The organism is Pseudoalteromonas sp. SG43-6, from assembly GCF_014164365.1.
Lineage (GTDB): Bacteria > Pseudomonadota > Gammaproteobacteria > Enterobacterales > Alteromonadaceae > Pseudoalteromonas > Pseudoalteromonas rhizosphaerae.
Genome location: NZ_JACJEZ010000031.1, coordinates 41,592 through 57,118, shown reverse-complemented (window position 1 = coordinate 57,118; position 15,527 = coordinate 41,592). Strand labels below are relative to the sequence as shown.

Here is a 15,527-nt window from a genome sequence, read left to right as displayed (position 1 = left end):
GGTTTATGCTCCGGTTTAGGCTCCGGTTTATGCTCCGGTTTAGGCTCTGGTTTAGGCTCGGTCTTTTCTTTATTTTCAGTGCTTACCGAGGAGCTAATCAGGTCATTTTTTTCAATATACTGTGGCCCTAACGAAATCTCTATTCCTAATTTAGCACTAGCTTGCGTACTATTTTGCAAGGCAATGGATGGCGAATAAAAAATTAAAAAAAATATAATTAAATGTACTAAAGCTGCAAGTAAAATTGCACCAGACCAAGCCCATACACCTAACTTTAAAGCTGTATCTTTCATTGCTGCGCCTGCTCAGTCAATAATTGTAATTTTTTGACACCTATACTATATAAGCCATGTGTAAAGCTTACTAGATGATTTCCAACAAGATCTGCATCAGCTTTTATAGTGATCACAGTGTTAGGACTACGCTTAATAATATCTGTAATCTTGGCAAGTAAATCCGGCTCTGATAACGGCTGATTATCTAGAGCAAAATGACCTTTCTTATTCATTAACACAACAATTGTCTCTGCATCTTTTGCTGTTTCACTACTCGAAGTGGGAGGAGTAATATCAAATGGCTCTGTTGCGCTTAAACTGCCTGCGATCATAAAAAAAATAAGTAATAAAAAGACTAAATTAATTAGCGGTAAAATACGTTCTTCTGTTTGATCAGGTCGTCGCTCAGGGAAATGCATTAATGTAACTCCAAAGGCATATTGGCGCTTATCTCAGTTTGATTATTTACCTGCCATGTTGGGTCTTGAACTAGCTGTAGAGGCGCTATTCTTTGCTCACTTAATACATCTAAAATGTCGATCAATGCCTGCACCGGAGTGTCACCTAAAGGTTGTAGAATTATTGCTTGTTCACTCGGCTTTACTTTGGCTTTCTTTAACAAACTACTTAGCGCAATTTCGTTGTTGTTAAGTAACAATTTATCGGTGGCAACTTGCACTAAAAACGGGGGTAAATCTGTTTTTAAAGACCCCCCTGTATTACTGCTACTATTTACTTCAACGCTATGCCATTTTGTAAAGCTCGAAGCTAACATAAAAAATATGAGCAAAATAAATACCACGTCAATTAGCGGCGTCAGGCTCACCAACGTTTTTCGTTTTGCTTGTTTAGCTGATAGTGTTGGAAATTGATTATACGCTTTTTGCATGCTCAGCCTGCATCGTGTTGACCTGCGAAAACACTACACTCTTTTGCTGTGCGTTGCCCTGATATAAAGCTTCACATCCCTGCTGCGACAAGTCAGTAATAAATACTTGTGTTAATAAGTTGTCCATTTCGTGGGCTAAGTGGTCTACTTGACGCTCTAAATAATTTAATAATGCCACCACAGGTATAGCCACACATAACCCCACAGCCGTTGTTAGTAGCGCCTCCCAAATACCACCAGATAAAATAGCAGGGTTCACTTTATTACCTGCATCTTCTAGTTGCTGAAACGCAGAAATCATACCCAACACAGTACCTAATAGACCAAGCAATGGCGACAAAGAAGCAATCACTTCTAATGGACGAAAGCCACGTCTTAAGCGAAACAGCGTATCACTACCAAACCTAAGAACGTCTTCACGTACCGCAGGCTCGGCAACATTGTGTGTAATTCCCCTAAACGCACGCGCCATTGCAAGAGTTATTGGGTTTGGATGTCTATTAGCTAAATTAAGTGCATCTTCACATTTTCCTTGCTGCCATAAAACAAGTACACGCTTTGCGAATTGCCGTTGCCAAATATGTGCTTTTTGAAACTGTATAAGCTTTATTAAAACAATGGTTAATGCGATTACCGACATCAACAACAGTATGTATACGACTGCGCCCCCTGTGTTTAAAAGCTCTATAGTCGTTTTGTACCAAGAGGGTGCGCTCATAACTTCAACATCAGCTATTTTATTTTCTCCCACATCTTTTGTTATATCAGCTAAAGCTGAATCAAACTCTAAAGGTGCAGCCTCACTGACACTAGTTTCATTATTAATTGCGGAAATAACTTGGCTATTATCTACACTGGCTGACTCCTGAGATGAACAGGTAAATGGAAATATAAATAGTACAAATATGATCAAAAAGAATTTTAATTTCATCAACTGCCTCAACTTTTAATTTTATCAATTTTTTATTTACCTACCGCTAGGCAAGCAAGAATGATTACAACTACTTAACTACCGATATTTAATTCGAGATTGGCTGATAACTTTCGCGCTGCAAAAATTGCGAGTGCAGCACTACTAATTAGCAACAAGTCAATTGTTGCAACTGGCCAGTAAGCATCTGTAAATAAAGTTTTAATTATGTGGTCTCCGGTGGTGAGCCAGTTCAATAAAACCGCTGCAATGGCAATAAAAGCTACTGCCCAGCATTGCTCAGTCCATGCCTTGATATAACCACTGCGCTTATTTATGAGCACTCTGATCACGCCATGAAATAAACAACACATCCACACACTAAAAAACACATATACTTCAAGGTCACGGACTAAAACACCTGCAAATTGCACTGAGTTATTAAATAGTCGATTAGCTACTAAAAAAGCCCCCGTTGCGATAATAATGCCCATAACTGCGCTCAGGTTATGTACATTCATAAAAGAGATGCTAAAACGTGTGCCGTCATGTTTTTGATTGCGTGCCTGTGTCCAATGTAATAGTCCAGTGGCTATCAAAACACATCCCCCAAGCCCTGCAACAAAGTAAAACCAGCGTAATGGCCAATGATCAAACTGCACATAATGCATACCCGCTAAAAAATTAAACACATTAGTAACGGAAGACGACTCGAAGTGCTCGAGCTCTGCACCTGTTGCAACAGAGAACCGTCGGTTATCCATATTTTGTGCCACACTTTTGTCACCACTTAAGCGAAGCGCAATCACACCTTCTGCATCCGCAGGATTACTTACCCGCACCATATAAACAGCACCATGCCCCAGCTCTTCCTCAGTGGCAGTAATTAAAGGGTCTATAGATGTTATCGTTGCAAATTCGCCGGACGCTTTAGGGGTAACTCGCCCTTGTGACTCACCAATAAAACGCCGCCTTGCAGGCGAATTACCTGCGCCTTCTTTGGCTTTAGGAGCTTTACTTTTACTATCGATTTTTTGGCGTGAGCGCGTAATTTCCTTAGCTGGAGTTTTCTGAGTATGTACTGCTGCTTGAGGGTGCATTTGCTCATATACGGCATCGGGCGCTTTAGGAAAATAAATTAAGTGCGCAATCATTAATCCTGACAAAGTAATAACTAAGGTGAAAGGTAATAGTACAACGCCGGTTAGGTTATGCGCATCAAGGTTACCTCGGCTAAAGCTACGCCACACTCTAAAGGAAAAGAAATCAGTAAATAACCTACGATGTATCACTATTCCAGAGACTAAAAGGCACAACATGCCAATGCTTGCAACACCCACCAGCCAAGCACCAATATTGCCTTTGCGTAACGTAAGATTATGGTGAAATGGATAAATAAAGCGACTTGCACCTCGCGTATTCGATGCAGGAAGCTGCTCTAACGTCACAGGGTGAAAACTATTTCGCTTAGCTATATGTGACTCTTTAGTATCATAACCCAACGCTAAAAAGGGCTTGCGCTCAGAAGGTAGTACGATACTCCATGCCGTAGCTCCCTCAGAGAGAGTATTGAGTAGAGGAACAATATCGCGATCAACGGATAATTTAGGTGCTGTATCCATATTAATTCGCGTTTGCGGCATCATCCAGCGATCTATTTCTTTATCGAATACTGATAGCGTGCCGGTCCAAAAAATAGCAAACAGTAAACCACTTAACAGCAACCCAGCCCAAGTATGCAAGACACTCATGTTAAATCTAAACCCGGTTTTCATACCAACGCCCCAGCTAACCAAGCTGCAACAAAGGTTATACCCGTAAAGCCGATCACATTTACCCAGGTTAATAACGTATTTCCGCGAGAAAAAGCCCACATTAAAATAACCGGTAAGTAGATAAAGCCTGTCATACTTGCAACAACAACAGCATCAGTCCACACCATACCTAAATGAAAAAGTACTGCCCCCGTAATATTGACAAGCTGCGAGCTGCTAATATAACAAAGCAAGCAAATAACAATTGAATGCACCACCATACTGATACTATAAAGCCATTTATAAACAGCCATAGTGTGATTAACGCGATTATTTAGATCAGTTAACACTGAGCCTTTTACGACCATTTTTTTCACCTAAAAATAAAAATAACATTACGGTTTATTGGTTTTTTCCACTGTGTTATCAAAATAAAAGTACGATATAACTTTGTTGATATAGCCCAATAAACGTGGGCACCACACCAAAGAAAATGCGACTAAAGTCGCCGCCAAACTTAATATTAAAACCCATACCAACGCGCCAAAACTAAAGCCATCATTAAACACCGCTAAAATTAATGACAATGCCACCATAAAAATTCCAATAAAACGCTGTGCTCTGACCGTACCTTGATTTGGAAAGGGTCCACCAATAACAGTACGCCAATGCTGAGTTTGACTAATAGCCCAACAACTAAAACCAACATAGGCACAGACAAACGACGCGATTAATCCGATGTGCATCATAAAATTCTTCAAAACCTCTCTTGATAATGAGCTCGTAACTTTACGCTAGTCCAAAAAGCACTGGCAGCCGAGATTAGTAGCACCAAGTCTGTAGCCGCTACAGGCCAGTAAGTATCTGTAAACACTGTTTTAATAAGGCCATCCCCTGTTCCCACCCAGTTTAAAATAACGGCAAAAACAGCAACAACAGCAATAAATCCACATTGCTGTGTCCAAGCCCTTAAGTATCCATATGATCTATCTTGTAAAACACTTAGCAAAGCATGCAACAAGCTAAGTAACCAAACGCTGAAAAATGCATATATTTCAGCTTTATCTCCCATAACAGCATCCAAATATGGGGATATATCCCTTACTCTGTTAGTAAGTAAAAACACACCTGTTGCAGCAATAATGCCGGTTATAACCGCAATATTATGTGCATTCATTAGAGCGACATTGAGAGGAGGGTTTAGGTTATTTTTATTACTCGCGGTGGTCCAATGCACTAAGCCCGTAGCAATTAATAAACAGCTACCTAAACCAGCAAAAAAATACAACCAACGAAGTGGCCAATGATCAAATTGGATATAGTGCATGCCACTTATAAAGTTCCAAATGCCAACAGCTTGCGAGCCAGTAAATGACCCTTTTGGCTCTCCTGTCATAGTATTAAAACGCTTATGATCATTACTTTTTGTAACCGAATCATCGCTATGTCTTCTAAACACAACAGAGCTATTAGTATCACCAGGATGATTTACTCGTACTAAATAAACACCTCCTTTACCCCAATCTGATTCAGCCTCTGAAATCATCTGTTCAATGGAGGCAAAATGGCCTTTTTCTCCGCTGGCAGACTCACGAATATGACCTAGCACCTTTGCTGAAAATAAACGCTGAGCATCTTTTTCATTCGCGACCTTATTACTATTCTCAACACTAATAGCTTGCTGATAAACGCGACTAATTAATTGAGGAAAATAGACTTGTTGTACAATAATCAACCCTGACAAAGTTATAACAAGAGTAAATGGTAGTAACACAACACCAGTTAAATTGTGCAGATCTAAATTAGCTCTGCTGAACTTACGAAATAAACGTAAAGAAAAAAAATCGGTAAATATTCGCCGATGAATAACAATGCCTGAAACTAACAGACAGAGCATTGCAATACTTGCAACCCCTACCAGCCATGCACCTAAATCATCTTTACGCAGCGTCAAGTTATGATGAAAAGGGTAAATAAAACTACTAGCATTAGGTCTATTCGCTTTTGTTAATGGTGCAAGCGTAACTGGATGAAAATACTCCCGAACATGGCGACGAGGCTTTTTATATGAAGCCGCTTTGATTACATATGGTATACGCTCACGCGGTAACACAATTGTCCAGTAAGCAGCTCCATTTTGCTGCTCACTCAATGGCTGAATAATATCTTTATCTACCGATAACGAAGATGTCACTTTCATTAAGTTAATGCGAGTATCTGGCATCATCCAGCGGTCTATTTCTTTGTCAAATACAGACAAAGTGCCAGTCCAAAATATTGCAAAAATAAGCCCACTTAAAATCAGCCCCACCCATGTATGAACAGGACCCATTCTTACTCGTATGTTAAGCTTTGCGTTTACTGCTTTTCTACTCATGCGCAAGACCAATTAATCAACCAGTCTCTAAACCATGTCGTTGTTAATGTGCAAGTAACGTCACATGGCATATTCAATAAAAAAGATGGAGTGTTTAAAAAGCTTACAGCCATAATCATTTTTCCAACTCGCTATAAGCCGTAATCAAAACAACACTTTCATGTTCATGAAGTAACTACGTCCACGCTCTGAAAACCTAAAAGCGCCAGTGTCTTCACGTACTTTAAAACGCTTTGCATCTGTAAAATTATCAATTGTGAAATTTAGACTAAGCCACTTATTAACGTCATAACTCAATCCAATATCTAAAGTCGCTAAATCTTTTTCACTTTTATCAACCGAGTTACGATCAAAATCAACTCGGGTAATTTGCCCTTCATAATTCGCTCTTATGTAACTAGATAACTTATCGGTTGGATAATAATTAAGGACAACGGAACCGGTGTGATCAGGAACACCAACTAACGAATTACCATCTAATTGCGCCAGAGTATCGCCAAAAGGGCGCGCGCCTGCAGGTGTATTAATAACAACATTACTGGCATCTATGGAAGAATCGGTATAGGTATAGTTAATTTTCAGCGCCAACTTTTCAGCTATATCCCAATTTCCCTCTAACTCAATACCTTGAATTGTTGCTCCATCAGCATTAAGCCACGTAGCCCAAGCTGGACATTCCTGCGAACCGACACTCCCAGAGTCGCAATACGCTGCAATAACGCCGTCATTGCCATCACTAAAGTAGTAAGATTGCGTGCTGAGTATTTTATTGGTGAAATCGTTGTAGAAAAAAGTTGTGCCAAAACTCAGGTTTTTATTGTTGTTATACATAGCACTAACCTCATAGTTGGTGCTTTTTTCTGGTTTTAAGTTTGGATTACCCATGATCACAAATTGATCATTACCGCCGCCGCGTGATGAGCCCGTAGTTTCATCAATTTGAGTGATTTTTGGACTTTTATAGCCCGTTGCAATACCGCCTTTAAAAGTTAAGTTTTCACTATAATTAAAAACAAAATAAGCACGTGGGGAAGTATGTTTGCCAAAAAATTCATTGTCAGTTAATCGAGCGCCTAACGTTAAATATAACTTTTGGCTAATAAGCTCCCACTCATCTTCAGTAAAAATAGCCCAATCAGTGACCTTTCTTGTGCCAAAACTACCTGAATGACCTCCGCCCAAATCACTATTGGCTTGTTCATCGTTAGTCCACTGCAAACCCGTAGTTATAAGGTGACGACCAAAACCGGTTAAAAAGCGCGCATCGGCAACTTTATTTTCCGAACTTGTGGTAAATTCGTAAGTTTTTGGATAACGATATCTTTCATAACTTTCTTGGTAATATTTGACTTCTAAATCACCCAGCTCAAAACGCTTATTGTAGGTTATACCCCAAGAGTCTCGTGTCCACTCTCGATCAACAGCGGACCGACTTGTTTGTTTTAACACGCCACCAGGATTGCTGGTATAACGCTGCTTTGAGGTTGAAAAATCAAATGTTAAATCGGTATCTTGATTGGCTATAAGGTTTAACTTACCGCCTAAAGTACGCTTTTGAGATTCTTGGTAACCGCCTAAATATTTATCCTCATCTTGCAGTATTTCACTACCCCATAAAGAAACACCCATAGTGTTTTTAATAATCGGCCCAGATAAGTAAAAATCCGCTTGGCGTTTATTCGACATCACACCACTATCAGGCGCTTGAAAGCCATACCCTACGCTGCCGCCCCATTTTTCAGGCGTTTTTTTGGTAATAATATTAATTACCCCACCCATAGCATCACTACCATATAGCGAGCTCATGGGCCCGCGAACAACCTCAACACGGTCAATAACTGATACCGGTGGTATGAAACTGCTATCTAGATCTTCATTATTTAATTCTCTTGGGTTAGCTGTTTCTGAGCGAACGCGTTTTCCGTCAACCAATACCAATGTGTACCCTTTAGGCATGCCCCTAATTGATATACCACTATTAGCACCTGAGCCAACAACGTTAACACCTGGCACTTCATTAGTAATATCTTGTAAAGAACTAAACGGGCGCTTTTCCAGAGTATCATTTGAAAGCACGCTAATACTTGCCGGTGAATTTTTGATTTCTTGAGAATATCCTGCAGCAGTCGTTACCGTTATTGGCCCTAAAGACAACGGCTGACTGTTAGTTTTGGCCTTTACTTTCTCTAACGTTACCGCATTTGTAGTGACAAACCGGTAACGTATATTAGTGCCAGACAATAAAACATTAAGCGCTTGAGCTGGGGTCAAATCACCTTTAACTTCAGCAGACATATACTGTGCTGTCGGTATCCCCGTGTATAAAACCTGAACGTTAGTAATAGCAGAAAAATCAGTAATAGCCTTTGACAATACTTTAGCTTCAAGATCAAATTGATAGCGTGCTGCGTGCTGGTGAGCAGTATTTTCAACTTGCGGTTTAACTGCAGTATTAGCCTGCAGTGAATGACTGGCTATGAACGCCAAGGTTAGTATTGAAAACAACCCAATACGTTTATTAACACGAAAATCCATTAAGCGCCCTTTAGTAAAAGTAATACGAATAATTTACACCTACAATTAAGACGTATCTCACTCACACTTTCCCCCAGTGCGGTTAAAAAAAATTATGCAGCTATTACAGCCAGAAAGAATTTAACTAGGGTGTGCGCTATTTGAAAGGTAAGAAAGAGGAGAAAAACTAACGCTTATTTAACCTGATCTTTAGTCAAGTTATTCACTCACACATTAATTTATTGTATTAATATTCGTTTTACTCTCAAGCCGGAGATAAATTTATTATTCGAAGCTCAGGTTCTTTAGTGCAACATGACTAAATAATCAGTTAGGCGAGTTTGTTTTAACGCTAAGGTTTCAGTGATCATTTCCAACGCAGCATCGGGGTCATTAATAGAAAACACACCACTAATCTGCAAATTATTAACTGAATCATCAGTAATAATTATTTTCCCTTTACGATAACGATTCAGTTTAGCAACAACCTCACTAAGCGCAGCGCTATAAAAAACAAGCTGCCCACGCTGCCAAGCATTAACCACTGCTGCATCAAATTCACTAACGGCGCCAATGCCCGTTGAAAAAAGCTTAGCTTGTTGATTTGCAGATAAGTTTTTCCTAAGTTTTCTAGCTTGATTCGACGTCAGTGCAACGCTTCCTTCAAACAGACTGACAGTGGCTGAGTCGCTATACAAACTAACATTAAATTGAGTGCCAGTAACAGTGACCGTCCCTTGTGTTGTATTTACCACAAAAGGGCGTTCACTATTTTTAGCAACATTAAATCTAGCCTCGCCTTGAAGCAATACCACTTCCCGTAACTGTTTGGTATAATTAACTTTAATTGCGCTATTAGTATTAAGGATAATTTCGCTATTATCATCCAGTTGCACAACTTTTTGCTCACCAACGTTACTGTAATAGTCACTTTGTAAGCGCAGCGGCCAGTTTTGTTGCCAACCAACACCTGCTATAGCAACAAAAAGCGCAACACTTGCAACGGCTGCATAAAATGGCCGTGATACACGCTTAATGAAGGTTTTTTGAACGGTTGGCTCTAATATTAAATCGTTTTCAGATAGTTCCGAGTGCGTCAGTACATCCCATAACGAACTCATATCATCGTATGCTACCCGATGTAAAGGGTCTGCAAGTAGCCAAGTATTGAACTGTGCTTTTAACTGACAGCCTTGTGATTCTTGAAGATCACTGTCGTGCATGCGGGCATGCCATACTGAAGCTTGCTCTAAGATAGCCTCCGGTATCTCAGCTGTATACTTACTTGCCATCTCAACCATACTGATTAAGCCTTACAAAAATACAACTTAACAAAAAGCAAATACCAATCAGAAAGTTTATTATAAAAATAACTTTTACTTGGTTGACCAACTTGATAAATGCGTAGTTAAAAATCGTTAAAATGGGTGAATAAATAAAAAAACTCAAACCTGTCGCCCCGCCTCTCGCAAGCATTGACGACAATGAACCATAGCTTTTGCAATGTGCTTTTCAACCGTTTTAATACTGATACCCAATATCTGCGATATTTCTCGCATTGTTAGTCCTTGCCTGCGATACAGTATAAATACTTCTCGGCATTTGTCTGGTAATTCGGCTATGGCCTGCTCTAATACAGCCAGTTGTTGTTTAGAAATTAATACATCAGTATGTGTAGGGGAAGGGCAAGCCACTTGCTCACATTGCCTTTGCTCTTGAGGCGACACTATTTGCGCTTGCCACTGCTGGGCTGTTTGTTGTTGACGAAATTGATCTACCAGCAGATTACTAGCCATGCGATATAAGTAAGCTTTTGGGTTACTGGGTAACTCAATATGCGTATTAACAGCACGTAGCCATGTTTCCTGAACGACTTCCTCTGCAACGTCAACAGAACCCGCACGCAAGCGAATGTGTTTTACAAGCTCACCATAATAAGTCTCAACGGCTTGTGCTAAGGTTTGAAAAGGAAATGAAGCCAAGGTCTACTACTCACCTTAAATGCAATGTTTCGTCAATAAACGCTAATAATAACTTTTTGCATTAGCAGATGTAAAGAACTCCAGCAATTAAAGGCCATACATAAGCAACAGTAGCTTACCCACTTATGCTTATGTATTTAACTATTTTGGCATTACTTACCTTTGCCTCGCCAGCCGCTCCATGCATCATCTATATCATCGGCTTTATTTCTGTTCTTTTTCTTACCAGTACCTTCAGGCTTGGCCATTGGCTTGTCATTTTTAAGCGCCTCGGCGGCATCAAGGTTGGCTTGGTTTACGGCAAAGCCTGTTACTTCTTCACGCTCTAGGCGTAGTTTGTTTTTCTTTTCGATAATTTTAAAGTGATGAAAGTCTTCATAATCAATCAGTGATAACGCTAAACCTACTTCACCAGCACGGCCACTTCGGCCAATGCGGTGCATGTAATCAGCAGGGCTACGCGGTAAGTTAAAGTTAATCACTACTGGCAGTTTGGCAATATCTAAACCACGGGCGGCAATATCCGTGGCTATTAGTACTTCTATTTCGCCATCTTTAAACTTTTCGATTACCCGAGTACGTTCACTTTGGCCTTTATCGCCATGGAATACTTGCGCGTTAACGCCACGTTTTTCGAGCTTACTGGCTAAGTGCTCACAATCTTTTTTAGCGTTTACAAAAATCAGTGCTTGGCGCCATTGCTGCTGTTTAATTAAATGCGCTAAAACCGTAGTTTTCTCGCCTTTATTAACCGTAAATACGCGCTGTACTAAGGTGCTTTCGTCTTTATTTTGAACTTGTATTTCAACCGGATTAGTTAACAGCTCTTGGGTTAATTGCTTAACTTGCTCTGGGAAAGTCGCAGAAAACAACATGGTTTGCTTTTTAGCAGGCATAAGCGCTAATAAACTAGCCAACTCTTCGGTAAAGCCTAAGCTTAATAAGCGATCGGCTTCATCAAGCACTAAGGTGCTGACTCTATCGAGCTTAATCGCATTACTTGAAATCAAATCAAGTAACCGCCCAGGGGTTGCCACGATAATATCGGCGCCGCCACGTAATGCCTGCATTTGCGTATTAACCGACACCCCACCAAACACCGCAACGGTTTTTATTGCGCCATTAAAATTTGCAGAATACGACTTAACACTATCAGCCACCTGCACTGCCAGCTCTCGCGTTGGCACTAAAATCAGCCCTGTTACAAAATTACCTTTGCTAGCAGCTTTTTTAGCACCTTGCTCTAAAAAGAGTTTTTGTAATATAGGCAATGCAAACGTTGCTGTTTTACCTGAGCCGGTATTCGCCCCTGCAATTAAGTCACTGCCCGCCAAAATACTTGGAATTGCTTTTGCCTGAATCGGCGTAGGCTGGGTGTATTCAAGATCAGACAATCGAGCAATTAGCTCTGGGATAAGGCCAAGTTCGTTGAAATTACTAGGATTTGCGGCTGAGGTCATAAAAGGTGCGGGCTCATTACTAAAAATAGCCTGCAATTTTAGCGTATTTATTGCCCGTTAAGTAGAGATTAGTGATTTAAATGTAGTTTAGGTAACAGCTGAGCGCTTCGAGCTACAAATTACGAGCAGGTTTGTGATTTTTGTAAACTCGGATTTATCCCGCGCTTTTATTATTATGTTTAGAATAATCTTTTTAAACAAAGTATTTGGCTATGTTCCCAAGCTTTGTTGCAAAATAAAATCTGTAAGCCAGTAATTTGAAATTCCAGCCCCTTTAGAGCGGAGCTGGATTAAGTTTATTGATCTTTATTTATGTTAACTCCAGCGAATATCATGCTTACTTTTGGGCTTTGCTAATAGGGCGCAACACGACAATGGCCATTCCGAATAATAAGGTAGCAAGAATTACCATTCCTATTGCTCCAAAACTGTAAGCAAACCCTGCGATTCCAGACCAAATAGCGACACCAATATGCATCATGGTGATTCCCATAGACATTAATACGCCACGATGAGTTACCGATAATTCAGCGATATAGCTTTGTAAGGCCGGCGATCCGATCCCACCTGCCATCGACCAAAACGCTAACAACAAAAGCAGAATAGCCCAATGCTCTGTGGGATAAGAATAAAACCCGACACTAACAAGCAAACATACAATCAAAGCAACTCTCATTATTTGACGTCCATTGCCAAAACGCTGCATCAAACGGGGCATCAACATATTGCCAATCACACTTATTACCCCCAAAATGGCATATAAGCTCCCCACTAACCACATTGATACATTTAAGCTGTCACGTAAGTGCTGGCCAATAAGATTAAACAAACCAATACCGCCACCGAGACCAAAGCACATAGCAAGCAAGGCGCCTGCCGCACCTGGAATCGCCCATATTTTAACAGGTTGCTCTTTACTTATGTTTTGTGGACTCACCTTTTCAACTGGTAATTTGTTAGCAGCTAGTATTCCAAGTAAAGCAGCTACACACCAAGCACAAACTCCAAGAACGATAAATGCAGCGCGCCAAGAAAGCCATTCAGCTAAAATAGCTCCCACTGCAGGGCTCGCTATCATACCCAGAGTAAGGCCAGCTTGAACCCAAGCAATCCGTTTTACAGCATCTGCACCTGAAGAATCAGCGGCAATTGCAAAGGCAATAGGTAGCATACCTGCACTGGCAAGCCCTGTAAGTACTCGGGTCGTTAATCCCCATTCAAATGTATCTACTAATCCGGTCGCAATCGACGCAGCACCAAATAGCAATGCCGCAGGTAATAGCACCCACAAACGACCATGGCGATCAGATAATGCTCCCAATACAGGTGCAACCATTGCCAAAGCCACACTGTAAGCTGTAATAAATAAAGTGACCCGCTCTGGCTCAACTCCTAAATCGTTACCGATTGGAATCAAGATTGGCCCTAGCATCAGTTCATCCGCGCCCACTAAAAAAGCAATAAAGAATAATAATATTTTTAATAACATAGCATTTAACCTTTCACTACTTCTGCATATTGGGTATTAATAATAGATTGAATGTCCACTATTCGGTCTGGCCAATCAGCAACAAAGCTCTGCTCGTGTGAAACGATAATCACTGTTCCAGTGTATTCCATCAAGGCTTGTTTAAGTGCAGCTTTTACTTCCATATCTAAATGTGTTGTCGGTTCATCAAGCACTAATAAATTAGTCGGTTTTAATGCTAAACAACATAGCTTTACTTTAGTTTGCTCACCACCACTTAGCGATTCAATGGGCTGTATTGCTAATTTCCCCGCCACACCAAAACGCGCAAGCTGCTCTCTTGCGGTCTTATCATCCAACCCATCGCACACCGATTTGAGCAAATTTACCGGTGTCGCTTCAGGATAAGACCAATACAACTCTTGCTCAAAATAACCCAACTGCAAAACAGGTGATAATGCAATCACTCCCGATAATGGTGCTAATTCTCCGACTAAGGTTTTTAATAACGTTGATTTACCAATACCATTAAAACCTGTAATCACCACTTTTTCGCCACGCATAATAGTAAGAGAAATCGCTGGCAATAATGGCCTAGAGTAACCAATTACCAGATCCAATGTTTTAAGCATCTCTTGCGCATTAGAGGTTGAGCTTCTAAACATAAACGTTATTGGCTTATTTTGCTTAGGAGGCACCAGCCGTTCGATACGTGTTAGTTGTTTTTTGCGCCCATTAGCAATGCTGGCATTCACTCCAGCTCCATTTTTTGCAATGAACAGCTCCAACTTATCGATATGCTTTTTTTGAGCTTGGTATTGCTTAATATAAGCCGCATCATCATTGGCTTTCTGAGCCATAGACTTTGCCACATTACCTTTGTATTTTCGGATAGTTTGTCTATCTATATCGCATATATTAGTTGCGATACTATTCAAGAAGGCTTGATCGTGTGAAACCACCATAAACGCACCTTCAAACTCATTTAAGTACTCTGTTAGCCACTTAATATGTATAACATCTAAATAGTTAGTAGGCTCATCCAACAAAAGCACATCAGGTAAAAGTAATAATATCCTCGCCAACATCACCTTATGACGCTGTCCACCACTTAATTTAGCAAGTTGAGTCTGCATTCCAAATGCCGTGATCCCGAGCCCTTCAGCCATAGCATTAATTTTATTATCGATCACATAAAATGACTGACTTTCTAACTTTGTCTGGATCATTGCAGCTCGATTAAGCTGGCTTTGCTGAGTACTTTTTTTTGAGCAAGCATAAATATCTAACATTTGCGCTTCGAGTAAATACAGCTCAGAAAATGCTGTTCGCAAATAATCATATACCGAGAGCAAATCATTCATTTGAGCATGCTGATCAAGATAGCCAATTTTAATTGCAGGTTGCCAAATAATATCGCCCTCATCAGGTAATAACTCTGCTTGAAGCAGTTTAAGTAGGGTGCTTTTACCTACACCATTTGCACCGGTTACACCAACATGCTCACCAGCTAAAAGAGTAAACTCAGCATTTTGATATAAAGCTTTATCACCAATGTGGTAAGTAACACTTTTTAAATTTAATAAACTCATTGTTTTTACACCAAAAAAACGAGGGGCGGTATATGACATACCGGCCCCTCGTTTCAAGAATCATCGAAACTTTGTTTATGATTTTTTCTAACCATCAAAAACAAAAAAGGCCGACGATGAAGTTCATCGTCGGCCTTTTTCTGTAATGATCAGATACAACTACCCCTCCCTTATTTTAGAGGGATCACGTTATACCTGATGAAGATTCAGAAAACATCAAGCTCCGAGCAACACTTCATCGTGATAGTGCGCGGAGCAAAGCCTCCTGACAAAGTTCTTGAATAAGATGTAAAACATTACAGATAA

At 40.3% G+C, this 15,527-nt stretch carries 13 protein-coding genes and 1 pseudogene; all 14 read right to left on the bottom strand.

What is annotated here, in order from left to right:
• Window positions 1–293 (bottom strand): annotated as a pseudogene (locus tag H5201_RS14140) (hypothetical protein); the annotation flags it as partial.
• Window positions 290–694, bottom strand: a complete 405-nt coding sequence (locus H5201_RS14135) for a biopolymer transporter ExbD (RefSeq protein WP_182719654.1) — start codon at window positions 692–694, stop codon at window positions 290–292. The pseudogene H5201_RS14140 and the gene H5201_RS14135, both read right to left, overlap by 4 nt.
• Window positions 694–1,164: a biopolymer transporter ExbD gene (locus tag H5201_RS14130; RefSeq protein ID WP_182719655.1), complete on the bottom strand. Its 471-nt coding sequence runs from the start codon at window positions 1,162–1,164 to the stop codon at window positions 694–696. The genes H5201_RS14135 and H5201_RS14130 overlap by 1 nt, the downstream gene beginning before the upstream one ends.
• Window positions 1,148–2,095 (bottom strand): MotA/TolQ/ExbB proton channel family protein, encoded by a 948-nt coding sequence (locus tag H5201_RS14125; RefSeq protein ID WP_182784924.1) that lies wholly within the window; start codon window positions 2,093–2,095, stop codon window positions 1,148–1,150. Before H5201_RS14125 ends, H5201_RS14130 begins: the two co-directional genes overlap by 17 nt.
• 74 nt (window positions 2,096–2,169) lie before the next feature.
• Complete coding sequence (locus tag H5201_RS14120) at window positions 2,170–3,849, bottom strand: PepSY domain-containing protein (protein WP_182768253.1); 1,680 nt, start codon at window positions 3,847–3,849, stop codon at window positions 2,170–2,172.
• Entirely contained in the window at window positions 3,846–4,196 is a 351-nt protein-coding gene (locus H5201_RS14115) for a hypothetical protein (RefSeq protein WP_182719658.1), read from the bottom strand. Before H5201_RS14115 ends, H5201_RS14120 begins: the two co-directional genes overlap by 4 nt.
• Before the next feature lie 27 nt (window positions 4,197–4,223).
• Window positions 4,224–4,577, bottom strand: a complete 354-nt coding sequence (locus H5201_RS14110) for a DUF3325 family protein (RefSeq protein ID WP_182719659.1) — start codon at window positions 4,575–4,577, stop codon at window positions 4,224–4,226.
• 8 nt (window positions 4,578–4,585) lie between these two features.
• On the bottom strand, window positions 4,586–6,205 hold the full coding sequence (locus tag H5201_RS14105; RefSeq protein ID WP_182740150.1) for a PepSY domain-containing protein: 1,620 nt from the start codon (window positions 6,203–6,205) through the stop codon (window positions 4,586–4,588).
• A 144-nt stretch (window positions 6,206–6,349) separates the two neighbouring features.
• Window positions 6,350–8,740: a TonB-dependent receptor gene (locus tag H5201_RS14100; protein WP_182718831.1), complete on the bottom strand. Its 2,391-nt coding sequence runs from the start codon at window positions 8,738–8,740 to the stop codon at window positions 6,350–6,352.
• A 284-nt stretch (window positions 8,741–9,024) separates the two neighbouring features.
• Window positions 9,025–10,020: a FecR family protein gene (locus H5201_RS14095; protein ID WP_182718830.1), complete on the bottom strand. Its 996-nt coding sequence runs from the start codon at window positions 10,018–10,020 to the stop codon at window positions 9,025–9,027.
• A gap of 144 nt (window positions 10,021–10,164) precedes the next feature.
• Entirely contained in the window at window positions 10,165–10,701 is a 537-nt protein-coding gene (locus H5201_RS14090) for an RNA polymerase sigma factor (protein WP_182718829.1), read from the bottom strand.
• Between the two features lie 152 nt (window positions 10,702–10,853).
• Entirely contained in the window at window positions 10,854–12,161 is a 1,308-nt protein-coding gene (locus H5201_RS14085) for a DEAD/DEAH box helicase (protein ID WP_182784922.1), read from the bottom strand.
• A gap of 337 nt (window positions 12,162–12,498) precedes the next feature.
• The gene (locus H5201_RS14080) at window positions 12,499–13,650 is read right to left on the bottom strand and encodes an MFS transporter (RefSeq protein ID WP_182718827.1); all 1,152 of its coding nucleotides are present in this window, start codon (window positions 13,648–13,650) and stop codon (window positions 12,499–12,501) included.
• Between the two features lie 5 nt (window positions 13,651–13,655).
• Window positions 13,656–15,260, bottom strand: coding sequence for an ABC-F family ATP-binding cassette domain-containing protein (locus H5201_RS14075; protein WP_259398521.1), 1,605 nt, complete (start codon window positions 15,258–15,260; stop codon window positions 13,656–13,658).
• Between the last annotated feature and the right edge of the window lie 267 nt (window positions 15,261–15,527).

Coding starts and splice junctions, on each gene's coding strand:
- H5201_RS14125 (WP_182784924.1), bottom strand. CDS start 2,095: ATGAAATTAAAATTCTTTTTGATCATATTTGTACTATTTATATTTCCA.
- H5201_RS14080 (WP_182718827.1), bottom strand. CDS start 13,650: ATGTTATTAAAAATATTATTATTCTTTATTGCTTTTTTAGTGGGCGCG.
- H5201_RS14110 (WP_182719659.1), bottom strand. CDS start 4,577: ATGATGCACATCGGATTAATCGCGTCGTTTGTCTGTGCCTATGTTGGT.
- H5201_RS14095 (WP_182718830.1), bottom strand. CDS start 10,020: ATGGTTGAGATGGCAAGTAAGTATACAGCTGAGATACCGGAGGCTATC.
- H5201_RS14135 (WP_182719654.1), bottom strand. CDS start 694: ATGCATTTCCCTGAGCGACGACCTGATCAAACAGAAGAACGTATTTTA.
- H5201_RS14115 (WP_182719658.1), bottom strand. CDS start 4,196: ATGGTCGTAAAAGGCTCAGTGTTAACTGATCTAAATAATCGCGTTAAT.
- H5201_RS14105 (WP_182740150.1), bottom strand. CDS start 6,205: ATGAGTAGAAAAGCAGTAAACGCAAAGCTTAACATACGAGTAAGAATG.
- H5201_RS14120 (WP_182768253.1), bottom strand. CDS start 3,849: ATGAAAACCGGGTTTAGATTTAACATGAGTGTCTTGCATACTTGGGCT.
- H5201_RS14130 (WP_182719655.1), bottom strand. CDS start 1,164: ATGCAAAAAGCGTATAATCAATTTCCAACACTATCAGCTAAACAAGCA.
- H5201_RS14075 (WP_259398521.1), bottom strand. CDS start 15,260: ATGTCATATACCGCCCCTCGTTTTTTTGGTGTAAAAACAATGAGTTTA.
- H5201_RS14085 (WP_182784922.1), bottom strand. CDS start 12,161: ATGACCTCAGCCGCAAATCCTAGTAATTTCAACGAACTTGGCCTTATC.
- H5201_RS14100 (WP_182718831.1), bottom strand. CDS start 8,740: ATGGATTTTCGTGTTAATAAACGTATTGGGTTGTTTTCAATACTAACC.